Source organism: Pseudoalteromonas undina (assembly GCF_000238275.3).
Taxonomy (GTDB): domain Bacteria; phylum Pseudomonadota; class Gammaproteobacteria; order Enterobacterales; family Alteromonadaceae; genus Pseudoalteromonas; species Pseudoalteromonas undina.
The window spans coordinates 358,361-375,701 of the sequence record NZ_AHCF03000004.1; the positions used below are offsets into that span (position 1 = coordinate 358,361).

Genomic DNA, 17,341 nt, shown 5'->3' on the forward strand with positions numbered 1-17,341 from the left:
CTATTATCGCAAACGCTAATTATTATCATTTACATGCTAAATGTCACGGAGAAATATCATGAACACGGTAAGTTGTAAGTTAAGGCCGGTAACTGCATTTATTTTAAGTACTTTTGCAATTGCTAACCCTGCTTTTGCTGATGAAAAAAAACAAGATATGGAAGTAATGGTTGTCACTGCTTCTGGTTACGAACAAATGCTCAAAGAGGCACCTGCAAGTATTAGTGTTATCGACAGAGCGCAGCTAGAAAAACGCTTTTATCGTGACTTAACCGACGCAATGGCTGATATTCCGGGTGTAATAGTGACTGGCGGAGGTGACAGAAAAGATATTAGCTTGCGTGGTATGGCAAGCCAATACACGCTTATTCTTATTGATGGGCAACGCCAAAGTTCAAGAGAAACACGACCAAATAGTGATGGCCCGGGCGTAGAAGGTGCTTGGACGCCGCCAATTTCAGCGATTGAACGTATTGAAGTAATACGTGGCCCTATGTCGTCGTTGTATGGCTCTGATGCTATTGGTGGTGTGATCAATATTATTACCCGTAAAGCGCCAGAGCAGTGGTATGGAGAACTGCGTTTAGACAGCACCATTCAAGAGCAAAGCCAGTCAGGTGATATAAACCAAGCCAGCTTTTTCACTTCTGGTGGCATTATTCCAGATCTATTGGGCGTGCAATTATACGGTCAATTTTCAAAGCGAAATGAAGATGATTTTACTGCAGGATTTCGAGGCAAAGAACAAAGTAATGTAAAAGCTAAGTTCATATTAACACCTAATGATAGTCACGAATTAATGTTTGAACTTGGCTCGGCAAAACAAACATTAGATGAAACCCTCGGCAAAACAGTTGCCGAGCTTGCTCCAGGAGAAAGTTGTGGTCGACGTGGCTGCCCTGAATCAGCAACTACTGAGTATGAGCAACAAACATACTCTATGTCACACAATGGTTTTTATGACTTTGGATCGTCGCGTAGTTACATTAAATACGATAAGTTTGATAATAACTCACGTGAAATGTTTGTCGAAAATACCGACATTCAAACAACTTGGAGTTTACCGCTATTTAGTGATCATAACTCTACGTTTGGTGCGACCTATTTAAAAGAGTCATTGGATGATTATACAAGTAATAAAATTAGCGACTTAACCCATGTAGAAAACGAGCAATGGTCAGTTTTTGGTGAAAACGAGTGGGCAGCAACGAATGACTTTAAGCTTACCGCAGGCCTACGTTACGATCATGATGGCAATTTTGCCGGTCATTGGAGTCCACGTTTATACGGTGTTTATAGCGCATCTAAAGCGATCACCATCAAAGGCGGCATATCAACGGGTTTCCGTGCGCCAAATATTCGCCAATCTACTGCGCAGTGGGGGCAAGTGAGTCGTGGCGGTAATATTTATGGTAACCCTGACTTAAAGCCTGAGCAATCAGTGAACTATGAAATGGGTGTTTACTATGACTCTGGACGCGATTTAAGTATATCGACAACCGTTTTTTATAATGAATTTGATGACAAAATAACTCGTATAGCATGCCCATTAACGCAGTGCACAGATGGCCCAAATCAGTTTGGCTCCATGCCAACTACCTACATTAATGTGGATGAAGCCATAACCCAAGGTGTTGAGCTATCAGTAGATTACGATATTTCAACTGAAATTGATGTGAGTGCCAGTTATACCTACACCGACTCAGAGCAAAAAACCGGTGAATATAAGGGGAGCCCACTTAATCAGCTACCAAAACATAGTTTACAAACGTCTTTAAATTGGCGTCCAACAGATAAGTTAGGCGGATGGTTACGTGTGCAATATCGTGGAGAAGAAAGCCAGCCAACGACAGGGCCTTCACAAAGCAGTTTAATTGCTCCTGATTATACCATTGCCAATTTAGGTGCTAATTATCAACTAAGTGACAGCGTTAAACTCGGTGCTGGAATTTACAACTTGCTTGATAAAGAGATCACAGAGCAAGAGTATGGTTATGTTGAAGATGGTCGCCGTTATTGGGCGTCTTTAGTGTGGCAGTTCTAAACACTTTTTAATAATACAAAGTAAACGAGTACGCTAAACCGTACTCGTTTTTTGGTTTTATCTAGGCTCTTGTTCAATAATGTTTAAAAAGCACAAAAGGCGGTTGGCTTTTTCTGTGTAGTCGCTTATTCTAGCTGCGTATTTAGTCATTAAATGTAACTTTAAAGTTTACTAATAATTTATAATTTTCTTTAATCCCCAAAGGTATGCCTCGTTTGAACCACATAGCAAAACAAAAAGCCAACCCTGTATTTTTAGTAGGTGTCGTTTGAAAATACCTAAACGCTTACAGCCATTAGTTGATGATGGTTTTATTGATGAAGTGATCAGCCGTTTAATGAGTGGTAAAGAGGCCGATGTATTTGTCGTCGCCTGTGGCGATGACATTCGCTGCGCTAAAGTATACAAAGATGCCAGTAAGCGCAGTTTTAAAAAAGCTGCACAGTACCAAGAAGGGCGAAAAGTGCGAGGCGGGCGCCAAGCCCGTGCTATGGGTAAACGTTCAAGCTATGGCCGCCAATTAGAAGAAGAAATTTGGCAAAATGCTGAGGTTGACGCGCTGTCGCGTTTATCTTCAGCAGGTGTTCGGGTACCGCAAACTTACGGCTGCATTGACGGTGTATTGCTAATGGAACTTGTAAGCGATGATGAAGGCGATGTTGCACCACAACTTGGCGCGGTTGATTTAACCGAGCAACAAGCCATTGAGCAACATACATTAATGATGCATTACATCAAATTAATGCTGTGCGCTGGGATTATTCACGGTGATTTATCGGAGTTTAACGTGCTTGTTGATAGCAACGGCCCAGTAATTATTGATTTACCCCAAGCGGTTAACGCCTCTGCTAATAATAGCGCAGAAGCCATGTTTGCCCGTGATGTAAATAACATGCGCCGCTATTATGGCCAATTTGCACCGGCGCTATTACACACGCAATACGCCAAAGAAATGTGGGCATTGTTTGCAGATGCTAACTTAACCCCGCACTCAAAACTCAGTGGCGAATTTGAAGACGACAGCGAAGCTGCAGATGTAGACTCAGTACTTGACGAAATTCAAGCCGCCTTTGATGAAGAGCAAGAACGTAAAGAACGCATTCGCGACGCTGATGAGCAATAATCCTTAATTTACGTGCTGAGTTTTGACTATTAGATCAAAACCTAAAAGGCAAGTAAGGGCGATAAGCGGACAGTCGAAAGCGGTCACGCATTACATCAACTTTGATTTATCCATAGCCTCACTGTTAATTGGTATCTTGCCATTTACAGGTATGATGAATAATTTAACTGTGGCGACAAATAAATAACGCGAACGAGTTAGCAGCTTTGCTTGCTGCATCAAATCAATGAGTTAACCTGCTTAATTGCTCAGGCTAATAGCGACTATGCGAGCGAAAAATATCCTTGCTTAACGATTAAACATTCGGTTTAATGAATAGATAATAAACGCTGAGCAATGCAGGGAAAGCTTAAATTATAATAGGTAAACTTATTAAATTAGCTGATTTAGCTAGAGCCTCTAAAAAGCAAATTCCCATAGCATAAACAACACCAACTCTGACACACCGAGCGGGTAGCGCCTCAGCCCAACAAGCGATTATGCAACACAAACAGCGTGTCGCATAAATACTTAAATGTTAGGTCTACTATCAAGGACAGGTGTTTAAATTAACATGAAACCAGAAATCCCAAATCATCAAGTAAAAGACTCTGCTGATCAGTACATGGAAGCGTGGAAAATTTTGAATAAGTTACCACCTGGTTCTGGGGTCTTATTACCTCTACTAAATACCGGAGTAGTTGCAATTGAACTCTATTTGAAATGTATGTCTTCTCTAGATGTGTATACACCTCTAGGTGCAGAAGAGGGGATTAGTGTTATAACAGCAAAACCCCAACAATCAGGACACAAATTAAAGAGTATTTTTAATAAAGTTCCAGAAGAATATCGACGTGTTATAAAAGAACTTTATGCTACTAGCCATAAACAAACTCCTTATAACCTTGAGCAAGAAACACGCGACTTTGATAATGATATTTCAAACCTAGAAGGAGCTTTTATGCAATCACGATATCCATACGAAAAAGGATTTGATATCACGAAATTTGATATTGAAATACTTGATGGTTTATGCATTTTTCTTAGTAGCTTCGTATCGGGTTTACAAAATAAATAAGTCGCACTATGTAGTTATGTAGACCTAACAAGAAAACAAACAAGGACTTAAAACAGTTGGCTTTTGCTCCTTCGTCGCTTATTTTAGCCAACAATTTTAAGCCTGTTATTTAGGCGTTAGCATTAAGGAGTCAACTTGGATAGTCTATTGAAAATAACATCGCTACTTAATTTTTTAATTTATACCGTTGTGGCGATCTTTATTCTGATATCTCAGGGTGAATTTTATGAAAACCATTATTGGTTTTTAATTGCTTTTTTGGGTGTTTCTATAGCAGCGTCAAACTTAAAGCCCGTTAATGATGTACTTGTTGGTATTCTATTCTCAGGGCTTACAGCTAATCTCTTATTAGTTGCCTCGGTATCAACAGGTATAAAAATCAATAGTGCTACATTTTTGATTTTTTTCGGGTACTTATGCGCAGGCTGCTTTTCTGTATGGTTCTTTATCGCACGGAATAAGTATCAGAGTTTTAATGCTAACAAGTGACTATGGTGCTCAATGTCCTCTCATAGCACACAGGCATACTTCGGCAAAGAGCGATGAACGATCATTCAGGTGAGTCGTTTTTAACTTAGTAAGAATAAAAAGAAACCCTCCCATTTTTACATAGCGAAATAACCTACATTAAGCATAAAATTTATAGCTGGTAATAACTTACACTATTTGTTATTAATATATGTTAATAACATAATGGCATTTTCACGCTGGAATGTGGAAAGTGTTAACTGATAAAGCGGTTGTATGTACAAGGAGTTATGGTGAAGAAATTCTTCAAATATCTAGGTTTTGGAATTTTAAGTGTTGTTATATTTTTCATTGGTATTGGAGTTGTTGCATCCATAAATACTGTTGATAAAGAGGCCGTCTTTGAGCCTTTTATTGTAAAGGCAATCCCTAAGTTAACAACGTGGGAAGTAACTCCTTTTAAAGAGCTAATGTCTGAACAAGGTTACACTAGTGCAACTTCAGAGCAATGGGAGTTGTACGTAAAAAAGGTTGCTAAATTAGGTGTATTTCAATCAGTCGGTAAAGCAGAGTTGCAAAATTGGAAAACGTTATCTCCAGTTGGTAGCTCAAGTGTGACATATGCTGTTTATCAGGTACCTGTAACCTTTGATACAGGATTAGCTCATATTCAATTAGGTTTGCAGTCATCTGACGGTAAAGTTGAAATAAATAGTATAAAGTTTTTATCTGATTTGTTAATGCAATAGTACATATAACAAGGCTATAAATTATTGAATGCATAATAGTTGGTCTTGTTTCGTGTTGCTGCACACCTTAGTAAACTTAACCACTAGTTGTTTATTTTACTGAGTATATTTTTAGGAGTAGCCTTTGAAGTACATAACTATATTTTTAGTTCTTTTACTGGTTGGTTGTAATAGTACTGATAAAACGGCAAATTCAAGTATTGTGTATATTAATGCGCAAACAGATTCACCTGCTAAATGGGTTGTGAAGATTGAACCAAAATATCCTGAAGATGCAGCTAAAAATAGCGTAGAGGGCTACTTAAAATTCAAAGCAATAGTGAATGAAGTTGGAGCGTTAGAAAGAGTTGAAGTAATTGAATCTGCCCCAAAAGGTGTATTTGAAAAGGAAGGTTTACGGGCTTTAAAACTATGGCTATTTAAGCCTGCGTTATTAAATGGTAGGCTGGTTAAGGTTGAGTACGCTGGTACTCTTGAGTGGAGGTTATAATGTCTCTAGATATGAGCATATCATGGAGATCTAAGCAACCTAAACAAAAGCGATGTGATAGGTGTGAACTGTATTATTCTGAGTTTTTGGATAAATGTACGCATTGTTCCGATTTAAACGAAACACAATTACTTATGCTTAAGGCTAAACATCAAGAATCTTTTAAACACAATGCTAAGCTTGGTAAATATTTATTTATAGCTGCTGTTGTAATTGGTGCATTACTTTTTGTTAGTTTTTTATGGTAGCGTTGGGTTTTTCCTTAAGTGGAAGAGGGTAAGTTAACAGAGAAAAACCCCCAAATACATTCAGCTTAAAAACTTATATCCATCCGGTAACTCTAAAATTAATCACAATCAACTACCCGTCCACGTAACATTTGTTGTTATTTCATTAAACCTATAACTCCTTCATTAACTAAATGGGTCTGCGCTTCATTGGTATAGGGTTTAAACTTTTTCCAGCGGCCTATGGCTTTGTTGTTAAGCGGTTGGCGCACTTGCATTTTGCTAGCGGTTGATACCGGTGCGGTGTTTAAATGAAAATCAAGGCACTGCGGTTGCCAGTCTAAGTCGCAATAGCTCACTAACTCTTTTATTTTTTGCTCTGGTGCGGCGATGAGCTCTTCGTATTTTACTAGTTTAATATTGCTGTGCAGGGCGCTAAAGTGCTGCATCAGTTTATAAAAGCGGCTGTAAAATTTAGCGGTGTCGAGTAAGTCTAAGGAGTAAGCATAATATGGGTTGTTAATGGTAAATAGCTGACGATAGTTACCAATACAGGTGTCCATGGGATCGCGAAGTAGGCAAATTATTTTGGCGTTTGGCAGGGCTTTGGTAATTAAATCAATATAAAAAAAGTTAAACGGTAGTTTATCAATAAAGTGTTTATGACTGCCGGTTACAACGCGCGTTGCTTCAAGGTAAGTACTGCCAAGTTTTGCAAAATCAAGCTGGTAAGCTTGGCTTAAGGTGTCTATATCGAGTACTTGAGGCGTGTGCGTTTGGCTAAGTTTTTTTACACTTAGGCCAAAGTCTTGCAGCTCGCCCGCCGATTGTACGTCGCTGTGGCTTGATAAAATGCGTTCAACTAATGTGGTGCCAGAGCGCGGCATGCCTAATACAAAAATTGGCTCACTGCTTTGGTTGCCAGCTGTTTGTTGGTTTTTGTATTTATCACTGAGCTGTTTTATATGTGCAAATAAAGCCTCAGACGCTTGGTTATCAAACGCCTTATTAGCGAGTTTTGCTGCTTTACCTTGTTGTAACGCGGTAAAGGCTGCTGAAAACTCTCCTAAGTCTTGATATTCTTTTGCCAGCGCATGACCTATATGCAGTTTAGCGTCGGGATGATTGACCTGTTCGAATACATTTTTTAATCGCGTGATGTGGTTATTATGTTCGGTGACTTTAGTTAAATCGGCTAAGGCAAAATGACTTTGATGATGAAGCGGGTTCAGTGCAATGGCATTTTCAAACGCGTGCTGTGCTTTATCAAACTGGCCTAAAAACTTAGCGCATACTCCATAGTTATAATAAAACTGCGGTTGGCTGCTGTTACTCGCCTCAGCTAAATTTAACGCGCATGTAAAGTAGTCAGCAGCATGCTGATGTAAACCCGCTTGGGTGAGCGCGACGCCTAATGTATCGGCATCCAGTGCTTTACTAATATGTTCAATCTTAACGCTGAGGGCGGTGTTTTTTGCTTTTTGTAAGTCGCCCGTAAGAGCGTAACACTTGGCAAGTTGCGCTGTATATTCAATAGACTGGGTAAAGCTTAATGCTTTTTCAATTAGCTTTATCGCTTTGTAAATTTGGCCAACCTGTAAATTAACCATAGCGAGCAAAAAGTAGCCATCAGCAAAGTCTGGTTTTTGTGTTACCAGCTCAACCAGTGCTTTATGCGCTTGCTGAATATTGCCTTGGTTTAAGTTGTTGATAGCGCTTTGGTGTAGTTGCTTTAAGTTTGGCTGCATGAATACTCTTATAAATAATGTACTTACAAATAAAAAGGCTCAAAATTAATTTGAGCCTCTTGATTGTACTTAAACTTATCGTTTAATTACATTTCAAACTTGTCGCTTAATTATATTTCAAACTGATAGTTAAATTTAATGCCAACAGTAAGCGGGCGATTAATAAAGTAACCATAGTTACGTTGTATGTCTGCGCCATTGGCTGTTGTAATATCCGCATCTGAACGACGAACAGAAGTAACCGCATATTTATTAAATAGGTTATCTACATATAAAGTAGTCGACCACGCATCGGCGGTTAATTTAGCTGAAATATTACTTAAGCTATAACCTGGGAGTGCTTCACCGTTGTCACGTAGGCCTACTTTTGAAATTACATCACTTTGTGCGGTTAAACCATAGTTAATATCAAGGGTTTTATCATTTAAAACGTCTGTTTGGTAGTTAATACCCATAGAGAACTGATGCTCAGGTGAGCCCGGTAAACGGTCGCCGTCTTTCGCGCCATTAGTGCCATCGGCATTAAATAAATACGGAGCGTCTGAGGTTAGTTCTGCTTTTGTATAGGCATAAGTTGCATAGGCAGTAAACGAGTCTGATAAAATTGCACGCGTGGCAATTTCAACCCCTTTCGCATTTGCGCTACCAGCATTTGATAAATACGGTAATTGGCCTACTGTTGTTGCACCGGCAATTTGTGCGTTATCCCAATCTACATTGAATAGTGCGGCATTAAAGTGTAGCTGGCTTCTCATCCAGGTACTTTTAAAGCCTAGCTCATAGTTGGTGGTTGTATCGGCATCGTATAGCATTTCATCTGGTGTACCACAGCCTGTTTGTTGGTCTTCAGGTAGAGGTGTTGGGCAAGGCACTAAGCCATTTGAGCCACCAATTCTAAATCCTTCACTTATAGTTGCATACGCCATTACTGAATCTGTAAATTGGTATTTAGCATTAAATTTGAACAGATTACCGTTGTCACCGGCTTCGTTCTCTTCAAAGTTAACTGAAACTTCATCAGGTGCAGCACCTTCATACAAGGTATTTGCTAATGGAAAATCAAAAGCCGCTTTTGATTCTACGTCGTATTCGTAAAAACGCGCGCCAATGGTAATGTCGAGTTTATCGGTTACCTGGTAACCCACTTCACCAAAAAGTGCAGACTCAGTGACTTTGCTGCCAGTAATTTCTAAATACTCTAAAGAGTCAGGTCTAAGTTGTGCGCCACCAAAATTATCAACCGCGAACTGATCAAAGCCTGGCGTAAACTCTCTGCTTGATGCGTCGGTGTCGGTTTTATTGTAAAAACCACCAACAATCCAGTTTAAATCGCTATCACTTTGTGAGACCAAACGTAGCTCTTGAGTAAAGGTATCGACTTCGTCAATTTCACGAGTAAACGCTGAAAACGAAGGAAACTCTTCGTAGCCATAGTCTAAACGAATTAAAAGGTCAGTTTGGTCGCGTTGACCATCGGCTTCAAAGTGTGAAATACCGGTAGCTGATACCAGTTCGGCAAAACCTAAGTCGGCTTTAAGTTCGAGGCTCAGTAATTGATCTTCTTTTTCCCGTGGCTCTTCAAAACGGTACGCTGACTCGTATTTGCCGATGCGATCATTTAAACCATTATTTCCGTTAAGGCTATTGTGATGAACAATTGAGCGGCCTTCGGTGTCTTGCTTTTGATAGAAGTAGTTTAATGTGCCTTCGAATGACTCGTTTGCCTTGTAACGCAATGAAATACGCCCAGTTGTGGTGGTTTCACCGTTGGCGTCTTTTACATTTTTAAGATTACTATTAACCGCATCAAGGTTTGTCCAATCAGGGTCGGTAATCGACACACCTGGTTCACGAACGGTGTAGGCGTAGTCTATAAACCCTGGGTCTTCATAAATATTTAAACTGGTACGTACCGCCAGTTTGTCTTCAATCAATGGTAAGTTGAAGATAAAACCGGCTTCGCCGCCGACCGAATCACTTTCTTGAGTTTGAAAAACATCACCAAATACTTCACCTGATATAAAATCAAGCTCTGGCTCTTTAAGCATGTAGCGAATAGCGCCACCTAATGTACCAGCCCCGTATAGTGTGCCTTGTGGCCCAATAAGTACTTCTACTCGTTCTACATCAACAAGGCGCATATCTACCGATACTGGAATTTCGTTAATGTAAGTGGCTACCGTGCCGCCATCTGATGAAGGGCCTGATGAATTTGTATTTAATCCACGAACTATAATAGGTGAGCCAGAGCGACCACCTTGATCAGTAATTGTTAAACCTGGCACCCAACGCGCTACATCGGCTAATTCGCTGATATTTTGGTCTTTCATTACATCGGCATCAAGCGCAGTAATGTTAAGAGGCGCAGCCTGAATAGAGCCACTTCGGCGTGTTGCTGTAACCTCAATAACTTCAAGCGATTTATTTTTTTCAATAATTTGCTCTTGTGCTGTTGCATTACCGCTAAATAATACACCGCTCAGTGCGCTTGATACAGCCAAGGTTAACAGGCTTGGTTTAAACATAAAAATTGATCCCAGTTAGATTTAGTACGTTAATAAATGAGCGCTAATAATATCAGGGAGTTTTGTTGATGGAAATAAAAATATGAATTTTAATTCACTTTTTTAGAATAAAAATTAAGGTGTAGGTTTTTACTTAAATTTAAAGTTTAAATATAACAAGGTGTTTGTATAAATAATGCACACACCGTAAGTGGTATATATTGTTTTAAGTGCAACAATGAATGGTGTGAAAGGAGAGATAAAACGTAGGCTTAATTATACTAAGAGGGAGTTGTAAAATAGGAGATGAGAAGTTGCGCCATGATAGTTCATGACGCAATTAAATTATTAAACTCTAAGCAGCAGGCTGCTTTTTACCATTAGACATTGAACTGCCTACCGAGGCAATAATCACCAGTAAAATAGCCAGCCACTGCCAAATGCTTAGCAGTTCACCTAAAATAACTAAGCCAGCGAGTGCTGCAATTGCAGGTTCTAGGCTCATTACAATACTAAAACCTTGTGGCGACATATTACGTAAAGTAATCATTTCAAGAGTATAAGGCAGGGCGCTTGAAAGCACGGCGATAGCAATACCTAATGGAATAATATCCCAAGTAAATGCAGCACTTTGTGAAATGCCGCCATAAGGCACCAGCACAATGGCTGATATTGTCATGCCCATCGCAACCGTTGCGCCACCAGAGCTTTGACTGCCTGTTTTCTTACCAAATAAAATATAGCCAGCCCAACAGGCACCCGCCGCAAGTGCGAGTACTACACCGACTGGATCAAGGCTGTCTTGACCTTTCATATCAGGTAAAAGTAATAAAATACCGGCCACTGCACAGGCAACCCAAAATAAGTCACGTTTTCTGCGAGAAGAAAATAACGCGACAGCTAATGGGCCTGTAAATTCAAGCGCAACCCCAATACCTAATGGGATACGTTCTATCGCGTAATAAAATAGAATATTCATGCCGCCTAAACTTAATCCATAAATTAATATGGGTAAGCGTTGGCTTGCAACAGGGAAGTGTTTCCATGGTTTAAAAATCAAACATAAAATAGCGGCCGAAAACCCTAAACGTAAGGCTGTTGTGCCCTCAGGCCCAACAATAGGAAAAAGCTGTTTAGCCAGTGACGCGCCTGACTGAATCGTCATCATTGCTAGCAATATGCATAAAATAGCCAGTAATAGATCTTTGGTTGATTTTTGCATGGATGTCCTTAAAGATTGCGATGAATTTTGGCGGCATGTTACCTGCTTTTGATCTCAGAGGTAAGTCAAATTTTGTGATCTTTTTAAGCTTAATTCAAAATAGCAGTGTTTAGTAAAGTGTGCTCAAAGGCCAAGCGATAAAATACGCTTATCGCTTAGCCGATAGTTTTTGTTTTATTCAGAGGATAAATCTGCTGGGTAAACAACACCAAGTTGTGCGCGTGCGGTGTCAAGTACTTGCATTACATCGACAGAAAGCTGATGAGTATTAACGCTAGACTCTCCCTGATTTTGCTCAATGGTATTGATAAAGTTCTCGAGTTCGTACTTCATAAAGTGCTCGTCAAATTCCGTGCTAATAAGCTCTTTATGACCATTGTTAGCAATAAACTCTACTTTTTTAAGCTGCGACACGGCTTCAATTCTAATTCGACCTAATTCCCCCTGAATTTCAGTGATATTTTCGCCTTGTGAAATTTTCGAATAGCTGATCACCGCTTGTCTGTCGGGATAATTTAAAAGCACATCGCCTGCACCATCCACACCACTTTCAAGTAATACGCCGCTGGCGTGAACAGAGCGTGGCGCTCCCCATAATGCAATAACGAGATAAAGTGGGTAAATACCCAAATCTAGTAAGGCACCATTAGCAAATTCAGGTAAAAAGGTATTAGGGCGCTCACCATTTTTATACTTGTCGTAACGTGATGAATACTGACTAAATTGACCAATAAACTTACGTGGTGTGCCTATTTTTTTTAGGGCAGCTTGTAAGTGCGCAAAATTAGGTAAGTGCGTTGTCATCATCGCTTCCATGTAAAGGCGCTGATGCTGCTTTGCCGCAGTTAAAATAGCCGCAAGTTGCCTGCTATTAGCCGCTGAGGGCTTTTCACCTAATACGTGTTTGCCCGCTTTTAAACACTGTATTGCATATGCACTGTGCAGGCTATTGGGCGCCGCTATATAGACTGCGTCTACTTGTTCATCTTGGCACACAGCATCAATAGAGGTAAAAATTTTAGCATCGGTATTTGTTGGATGATTAGCTAAAAAGCGCTCGCCGCTGCTTATTTGGCGAGAGCAAATACCGTATAAATTAAAATTGCTGAGTGTATTAGCCGCTGCCAATAACGTGTCGCTAATAAAATTAGTACCTACAATTACAAAATTCATGAATAGCCTTTGCTGTTTTTAAACAAGGGCGCAGTTTAACAATGTTTGGCTCTAAATGCGCGGGCAGAGCAATTAAACCAACGTTTAATGCTAGTACATAACGTAGCTTGCTCCTGATAACCTAAAAGCTCTGAAATTTGAGTCACCGACAATTGGTTTTGTAATAAATAGTGCTCACATAAGGCGCGGCGAGTGGCGTCTTTGAGCTTTACAAAACTGGTATCGTGCTTTTTAAGTTCTCGGTGCAAGGTGCGAGGGTGAATATTAAGCGCAGCGGCAATAGTATTATTAGCGCTTTGAAATATCGGCAGCATAATGCGAATAAGCGCGCTTACCTGAGTGGGTAAAGATTGGCTATAAGCATTATTTTCAGCTAAAAAGTTAAGTGCTGCTTGGGTTTTATGTTGCTTAGTTATGTTAAGTGTTAAATCTAAGTCTTGTTTGGCAATTAATACACCGGCGCTATTTCTGTGAGTAATAACCTTACACCCAAAATGCTGGTGGTAGGTCTGCTTATTTGCGCCTAGGGTATGAGGTAAAAATACACTTTGTGGCTTACAGCGGCCATTACTCATATTTTTTAAGGTAGCTATGGCCAATGCAATGGTGAGCTCTATTACCTGGTTTATTGCCGGTAATGGCCTGAGATTTATAGCGAATGATAAAAACACGTGTTTATTATCATCAAGTGGATGAGTGGTTAAATTAAGCGCTGGCGTATGCAAGTGTAAATATTTTATCACCCAATCTAGCGCCTCGGCTAAATTAGTGCCTGTTTGAGCGGCTATTGCAATATGGCCCAAAATATCAAAGCTTTGCAGGCTTGCTAGTTTTAAACCAAAATTTGGACAATTCAGTGTATTCGCGCAATGCTCTAATAGCTGTGCATACGCGCGGTAAGTAAGGGTCTCTTGCTCTAGTTTATTAAAGTCCACATTAATGGCGCACTGCTGCATTATGGCAGCGAAACCTCCCCCAAGTTCTGCAATTAAATGGTCTATTCCTTGTAAAGAGGTGGCTCTAATTAAGCGGCTCATAAAATATACTTTTGCGTGAGGATGTCTAAAAATAACAAGTTTTTATTCGATGTTCCATGCAAACTAGTTTTTTAATTGGAGAATAAGTATGCATATCACTACATTTGATTACATTGTTGTTGGCGCAGGCAGTGCAGGCTGCGTTATTGCATCGCGATTATCTGAAAATAAAAATGTGAGTGTGTGCTTAATTGAAGCGGGCGGCAGTGATAAAGGTGCAATGGTTCAAATGCCTGCAGGGGTCGCTGCAAGCGTGCCTTATGGCATTAATAGCTGGCATTACAATACGGTACCTCAAAAAGAACTTAATAATCGCTGCGGATTTATGCCTCGTGGCAAAGTGCTTGGCGGTTCAAGTTCCATTAATGCCATGGTTTATATTCGAGGTAATAAGCACGATTATAATAGTTGGGCTGCACTGGGCAGTGAGGGCTGGGATTATGAGAGTTTATTGCCTTATTTTATTAAAGCTGAAAATAATAAAACCTTTACTGAAAGTGATGTACACGGGGTTTATGGTCCTTTGCATGTGCAGGATTTAAGCCTGCCAAGCCCAGTAAATCAGCTGTTTTTAAACGCCTGCGAACAACAAGGTGTACCGCACAATGGCGATATAAACGCAGGGCAGCAAGTGGGTGCAAGGTTATCGCAAGTGACTCAACATCAAGGTGAGCGTTGTAGCGCGGCAAAAGCGTATATAACTCCCCATTTAAACCGAAAAAACCTAACTGTGCTTAGCAAAGTACACGTTAATAAAGTGCTTTTTTGCGATAAAACTGCAACCGGAGTCTCTGTTTCTATAAACAATAAGGCCGTTGTATTGCATGCAAAAAAAGAGGTGCTTTTAAGCGCTGGCGCAATTAACTCACCGCAAATTTTAATGCTATCGGGAGTTGGCCCTAAAGAGCAACTAAAGCAGCATAATATTGAAATAGTAAACGAGCTTTCTGGTGTTGGAGAGAACCTTCATGACCACTTAACCGTTGTGCCATTGTATAAAGCTAAATACAGTAAAGGCACATTTGGTATAAGTGCGGGTGGGGCGTTTAATATTGCAAAAGGATGCGTTGATTGGTTTGCCAAACGTGAAGGGCAGCTTACTAGTAATTTTGCAGAATCACATGCCTTTATAAAGCTATTTTCCGATTCAAAAGTACCTGACGTACAGCTTGAATTTGTAATTGGGCTGGTGGATGACCATAGCCGTAAACTGCACCTAGGCCATGGTTATAGTATTCACTGTAGTATTATGCACCCTAAAAGCCGTGGCACGATTCGATTAGCCGATGCCAACCCCTTGAGTGCTCCACTTATTGATCCTAATTATTTAAGCCACCCCGATGATTTAAACGTGATGTTAGCAGGGCTTAAAAAAACTCTGCAGATTATGCAAAGTGAAGCATTTGATGTAATTAGAGGTAATATGGTTTACCCGCTAGATGTTAACAATAATGAGCAGCTTATTGAGTATATTAGGCAAACGGCCGAGACTGAATATCACCCTGTAGGCACTTGTAAAATGGGGCAAGATCCCATGGCGGTAGTGAATAGCCAACTACAAGTACATGGCGTGAAAAATTTGCGTGTGGTTGATGCCTCAATTATGCCGCATATAATTACCGGCAACACCAATGCCGGTGTGATAGCCATTGCCGAAAAAGCAGCTGACTTAATTAAGCTAGCTTGACTTATAAAACGCTGTTAACCATTGCTGCCAGTCTTGCTCTAGTTTGATCATTTGCAGGTGTTTTTTAGCAGCAAAATGCTTGCTTTTATCTTCGTAAGCTAAAAACGGCCCTACACGACATAGCGAGCAATAATTATCGGATAAGTAAGCAGGCAAAGTTAACAAGCTAGCCAGCTCAGGTAAGGGTTTTTCACTAAATACATAGGTAATGCCGCTGGTGTCTTTAACGTGCTTATCACGGTCAACATTACGAATTTTATAGCCACTAAAGTGACTAATATCAAATGGCATTTGCCCTTGATATTGTGCGTTCAAATGGGTACCTAAACTGCCTTCAATATTCCATTCACGGTACGGTTTAACATCTTTTGAAGTGATGAAACACAGCCTCGCGCCTTGCGGGTTTAAAGCAAACTCATTAGCGTATTTTATAAATTGATGCAGTAATGCACGGTTAAGTACGTTCATGCTGGTATGGCGAGTATTATGTTCAAATGCATCACGACCAACAAACGCAGGAATAAGCGGAAATTGAAAAATAACCACATCAAAACTATGTAAATGCTGGCCAAGCGCTTGCCAACATTGTGGGTTGGTTACATCAAAACTATTAAGTACTTCTACCTTTTGCGACTTTAAAGCATTGAGCGCATTGTCTGGGTATTTTTGCTCAATAGTTGATTGGTCGTCGTAAGTGGATGCCACTAACTTTTTTGGCTTAATATGACGATAAAGCGCATTTGAAAACGATAAATCGCCATCACCTACCGTAAGTATGTTCCAGTCTGGATTTAAATACATATCAGCGTGAAGATGTGTTTGGTTTTTCGGGCTCATCATTTTGCTGAGGTGCTTGATGCAACCTGTACATAGCTAAACGTGTTTTTAAACCCTCAATAGCAACCTGTTTTAAGATGAGGTTAAAGGTAATCAAAATAGCAAAAACAATGTGGATAGGACCATGGGTAAATCCTGCATCAGGATCAAATATAGATAAGCCAAACAATACAAACAACACAACCATTAGTATTTCAATGAGTTGATTTGAATAAAAAGAAAGACGACCTTCGCTTTTATGATCTTTTTTTATGCTAATGGCACAAAAAAAAGGGATCACTTTTATTTTAAAAGCGGCGTTTTTTTCTACAAAATTCTCACCAAGGTCAGTAAGCTGTTGGCGCAATTGGTCTATCATGGGGTGTCCTCTCAATACAGTGCGCGGATGTTACCCTATTACAGACCAATGGTTAAGTAATGGCGTGTTATTTAGGGTAAATACTCATACCAATAATTAAGATATGACACACAAACACCACAGATGTGAGCACAAAGCGCATTTTTTGGTAATCTTTGTGATAACCCTGCCAATGAATCGACGCTTTTTCGAAAATCAGTACTAACCAAAAGCTCGCGCCTAACCAAGCAAGCATCCACTCAATCGGCAAAAATGATAAAAACGGTATAGGAATTACCGGCAGCACAGCTTTAATGGCATCGGCAAAGCTTTGTTGCCCTGCATGCCATAAATTACCTGCCATAAACGCTAAAATAGCGATGCTGTAAAAACTAAAAAACTCTAAATTGACACTGTTACTGCCAAACATCAATGGCCAACCCACACAACCTAAAAACGGCAGCAAGCCCAAATAGCCTAGTTGAATGTGATTAACAAATTTTTCCATGGGTAAGCGCCTTAATCGAGTAGGTATTTCAACACTGCTAGTGTAACAAGGATAGATAGAGTTATCTTATAAAATTTATACAATGATTAAACGACCATGTTATTTATGACGATCACTCATTTTAATTAAA

14 protein-coding genes are annotated in these 17,341 nt (G+C 40.0%); 6 read left to right on the plus strand and 8 right to left on the minus strand.

The features are described from left to right. Positions 1 to 58 precede the first annotated feature (58 nt). From PUND_RS16575 to PUND_RS16595, 5 genes are all read left to right on the plus strand, one after another. Complete coding sequence (locus tag PUND_RS16575; RefSeq protein WP_010389250.1) at positions 59 to 2,044, plus strand: ligand-gated channel protein; 1,986 nt, start codon at positions 59 to 61, stop codon at positions 2,042 to 2,044. Positions 2,045 to 2,312: 268 nt separating this feature from the next. After that, positions 2,313 to 3,167, plus strand: coding sequence for a PA4780 family RIO1-like protein kinase (locus PUND_RS16580; protein ID WP_010389247.1), 855 nt, complete (start codon positions 2,313 to 2,315; stop codon positions 3,165 to 3,167). Positions 3,168 to 3,720: 553 nt separating this feature from the next. Beyond that, entirely contained in the window at positions 3,721 to 4,224 is a 504-nt protein-coding gene (locus PUND_RS16585) for a hypothetical protein (protein ID WP_010389246.1), read from the plus strand. 758 nt (positions 4,225 to 4,982) lie between these two features. After that, complete coding sequence (locus PUND_RS18410) at positions 4,983 to 5,441, plus strand: hypothetical protein (RefSeq protein ID WP_010389244.1); 459 nt, start codon at positions 4,983 to 4,985, stop codon at positions 5,439 to 5,441. A gap of 124 nt (positions 5,442 to 5,565) precedes the next feature. Then, the gene (locus PUND_RS16595) at positions 5,566 to 5,931 is read left to right on the plus strand and encodes an energy transducer TonB (RefSeq protein WP_010389243.1); all 366 of its coding nucleotides are present in this window, start codon (positions 5,566 to 5,568) and stop codon (positions 5,929 to 5,931) included. A 385-nt stretch (positions 5,932 to 6,316) separates the two neighbouring features. On the opposite strand, the gene PUND_RS16600 is transcribed toward PUND_RS16595, so the two are convergent. The 5 genes from PUND_RS16600 to PUND_RS16620 form a co-directional block, all read right to left on the minus strand. Then, positions 6,317 to 7,906, minus strand: coding sequence for a tetratricopeptide repeat-containing sulfotransferase family protein (locus tag PUND_RS16600; RefSeq protein ID WP_010389240.1), 1,590 nt, complete (start codon positions 7,904 to 7,906; stop codon positions 6,317 to 6,319). A gap of 110 nt (positions 7,907 to 8,016) precedes the next feature. Then, complete coding sequence (locus PUND_RS16605; RefSeq protein ID WP_010389237.1) at positions 8,017 to 10,431, minus strand: TonB-dependent receptor; 2,415 nt, start codon at positions 10,429 to 10,431, stop codon at positions 8,017 to 8,019. Between the two features lie 334 nt (positions 10,432 to 10,765). Further along, on the minus strand, positions 10,766 to 11,632 hold the full coding sequence (locus tag PUND_RS16610; RefSeq protein ID WP_008115672.1) for an EamA family transporter: 867 nt from the start codon (positions 11,630 to 11,632) through the stop codon (positions 10,766 to 10,768). Positions 11,633 to 11,806: 174 nt separating this feature from the next. Next, positions 11,807 to 12,805: a Gfo/Idh/MocA family protein gene (locus tag PUND_RS16615; RefSeq protein ID WP_010389236.1), complete on the minus strand. Its 999-nt coding sequence runs from the start codon at positions 12,803 to 12,805 to the stop codon at positions 11,807 to 11,809. Between the two features lie 35 nt (positions 12,806 to 12,840). Beyond that, the gene (locus PUND_RS16620; protein WP_010389235.1) at positions 12,841 to 13,842 is read right to left on the minus strand and encodes an AraC family transcriptional regulator; all 1,002 of its coding nucleotides are present in this window, start codon (positions 13,840 to 13,842) and stop codon (positions 12,841 to 12,843) included. 88 nt (positions 13,843 to 13,930) lie between these two features. Between PUND_RS16620 and PUND_RS16625 the strand changes: the two genes are divergently transcribed. After that, on the plus strand, positions 13,931 to 15,529 hold the full coding sequence (locus PUND_RS16625; RefSeq protein ID WP_010389234.1) for a GMC family oxidoreductase: 1,599 nt from the start codon (positions 13,931 to 13,933) through the stop codon (positions 15,527 to 15,529). Here PUND_RS16625 and PUND_RS16630 read toward each other — a convergent pair. The 3 genes from PUND_RS16630 to PUND_RS16640 all read right to left on the minus strand — a co-directional run bounded on the left by PUND_RS16630 (position 15,521) and on the right by PUND_RS16640 (position 17,211). Further along, positions 15,521 to 16,330, minus strand: a complete 810-nt coding sequence (locus tag PUND_RS16630) for a class I SAM-dependent methyltransferase (RefSeq protein WP_041709302.1) — start codon at positions 16,328 to 16,330, stop codon at positions 15,521 to 15,523. The genes PUND_RS16625 and PUND_RS16630 overlap by 9 nt on opposite strands. Before the next feature lies 1 nt (position 16,331). Beyond that, on the minus strand, positions 16,332 to 16,724 hold the full coding sequence (locus PUND_RS16635) for a hypothetical protein (protein ID WP_010389232.1): 393 nt from the start codon (positions 16,722 to 16,724) through the stop codon (positions 16,332 to 16,334). Positions 16,725 to 16,791: 67 nt separating this feature from the next. Further along, a complete protein-coding gene (locus PUND_RS16640; protein ID WP_010389229.1) occupies positions 16,792 to 17,211 on the minus strand; it encodes a DUF3429 domain-containing protein in 420 nt (139 codons plus the stop codon). Positions 17,212 to 17,341: the final 130 nt, after the last annotated feature.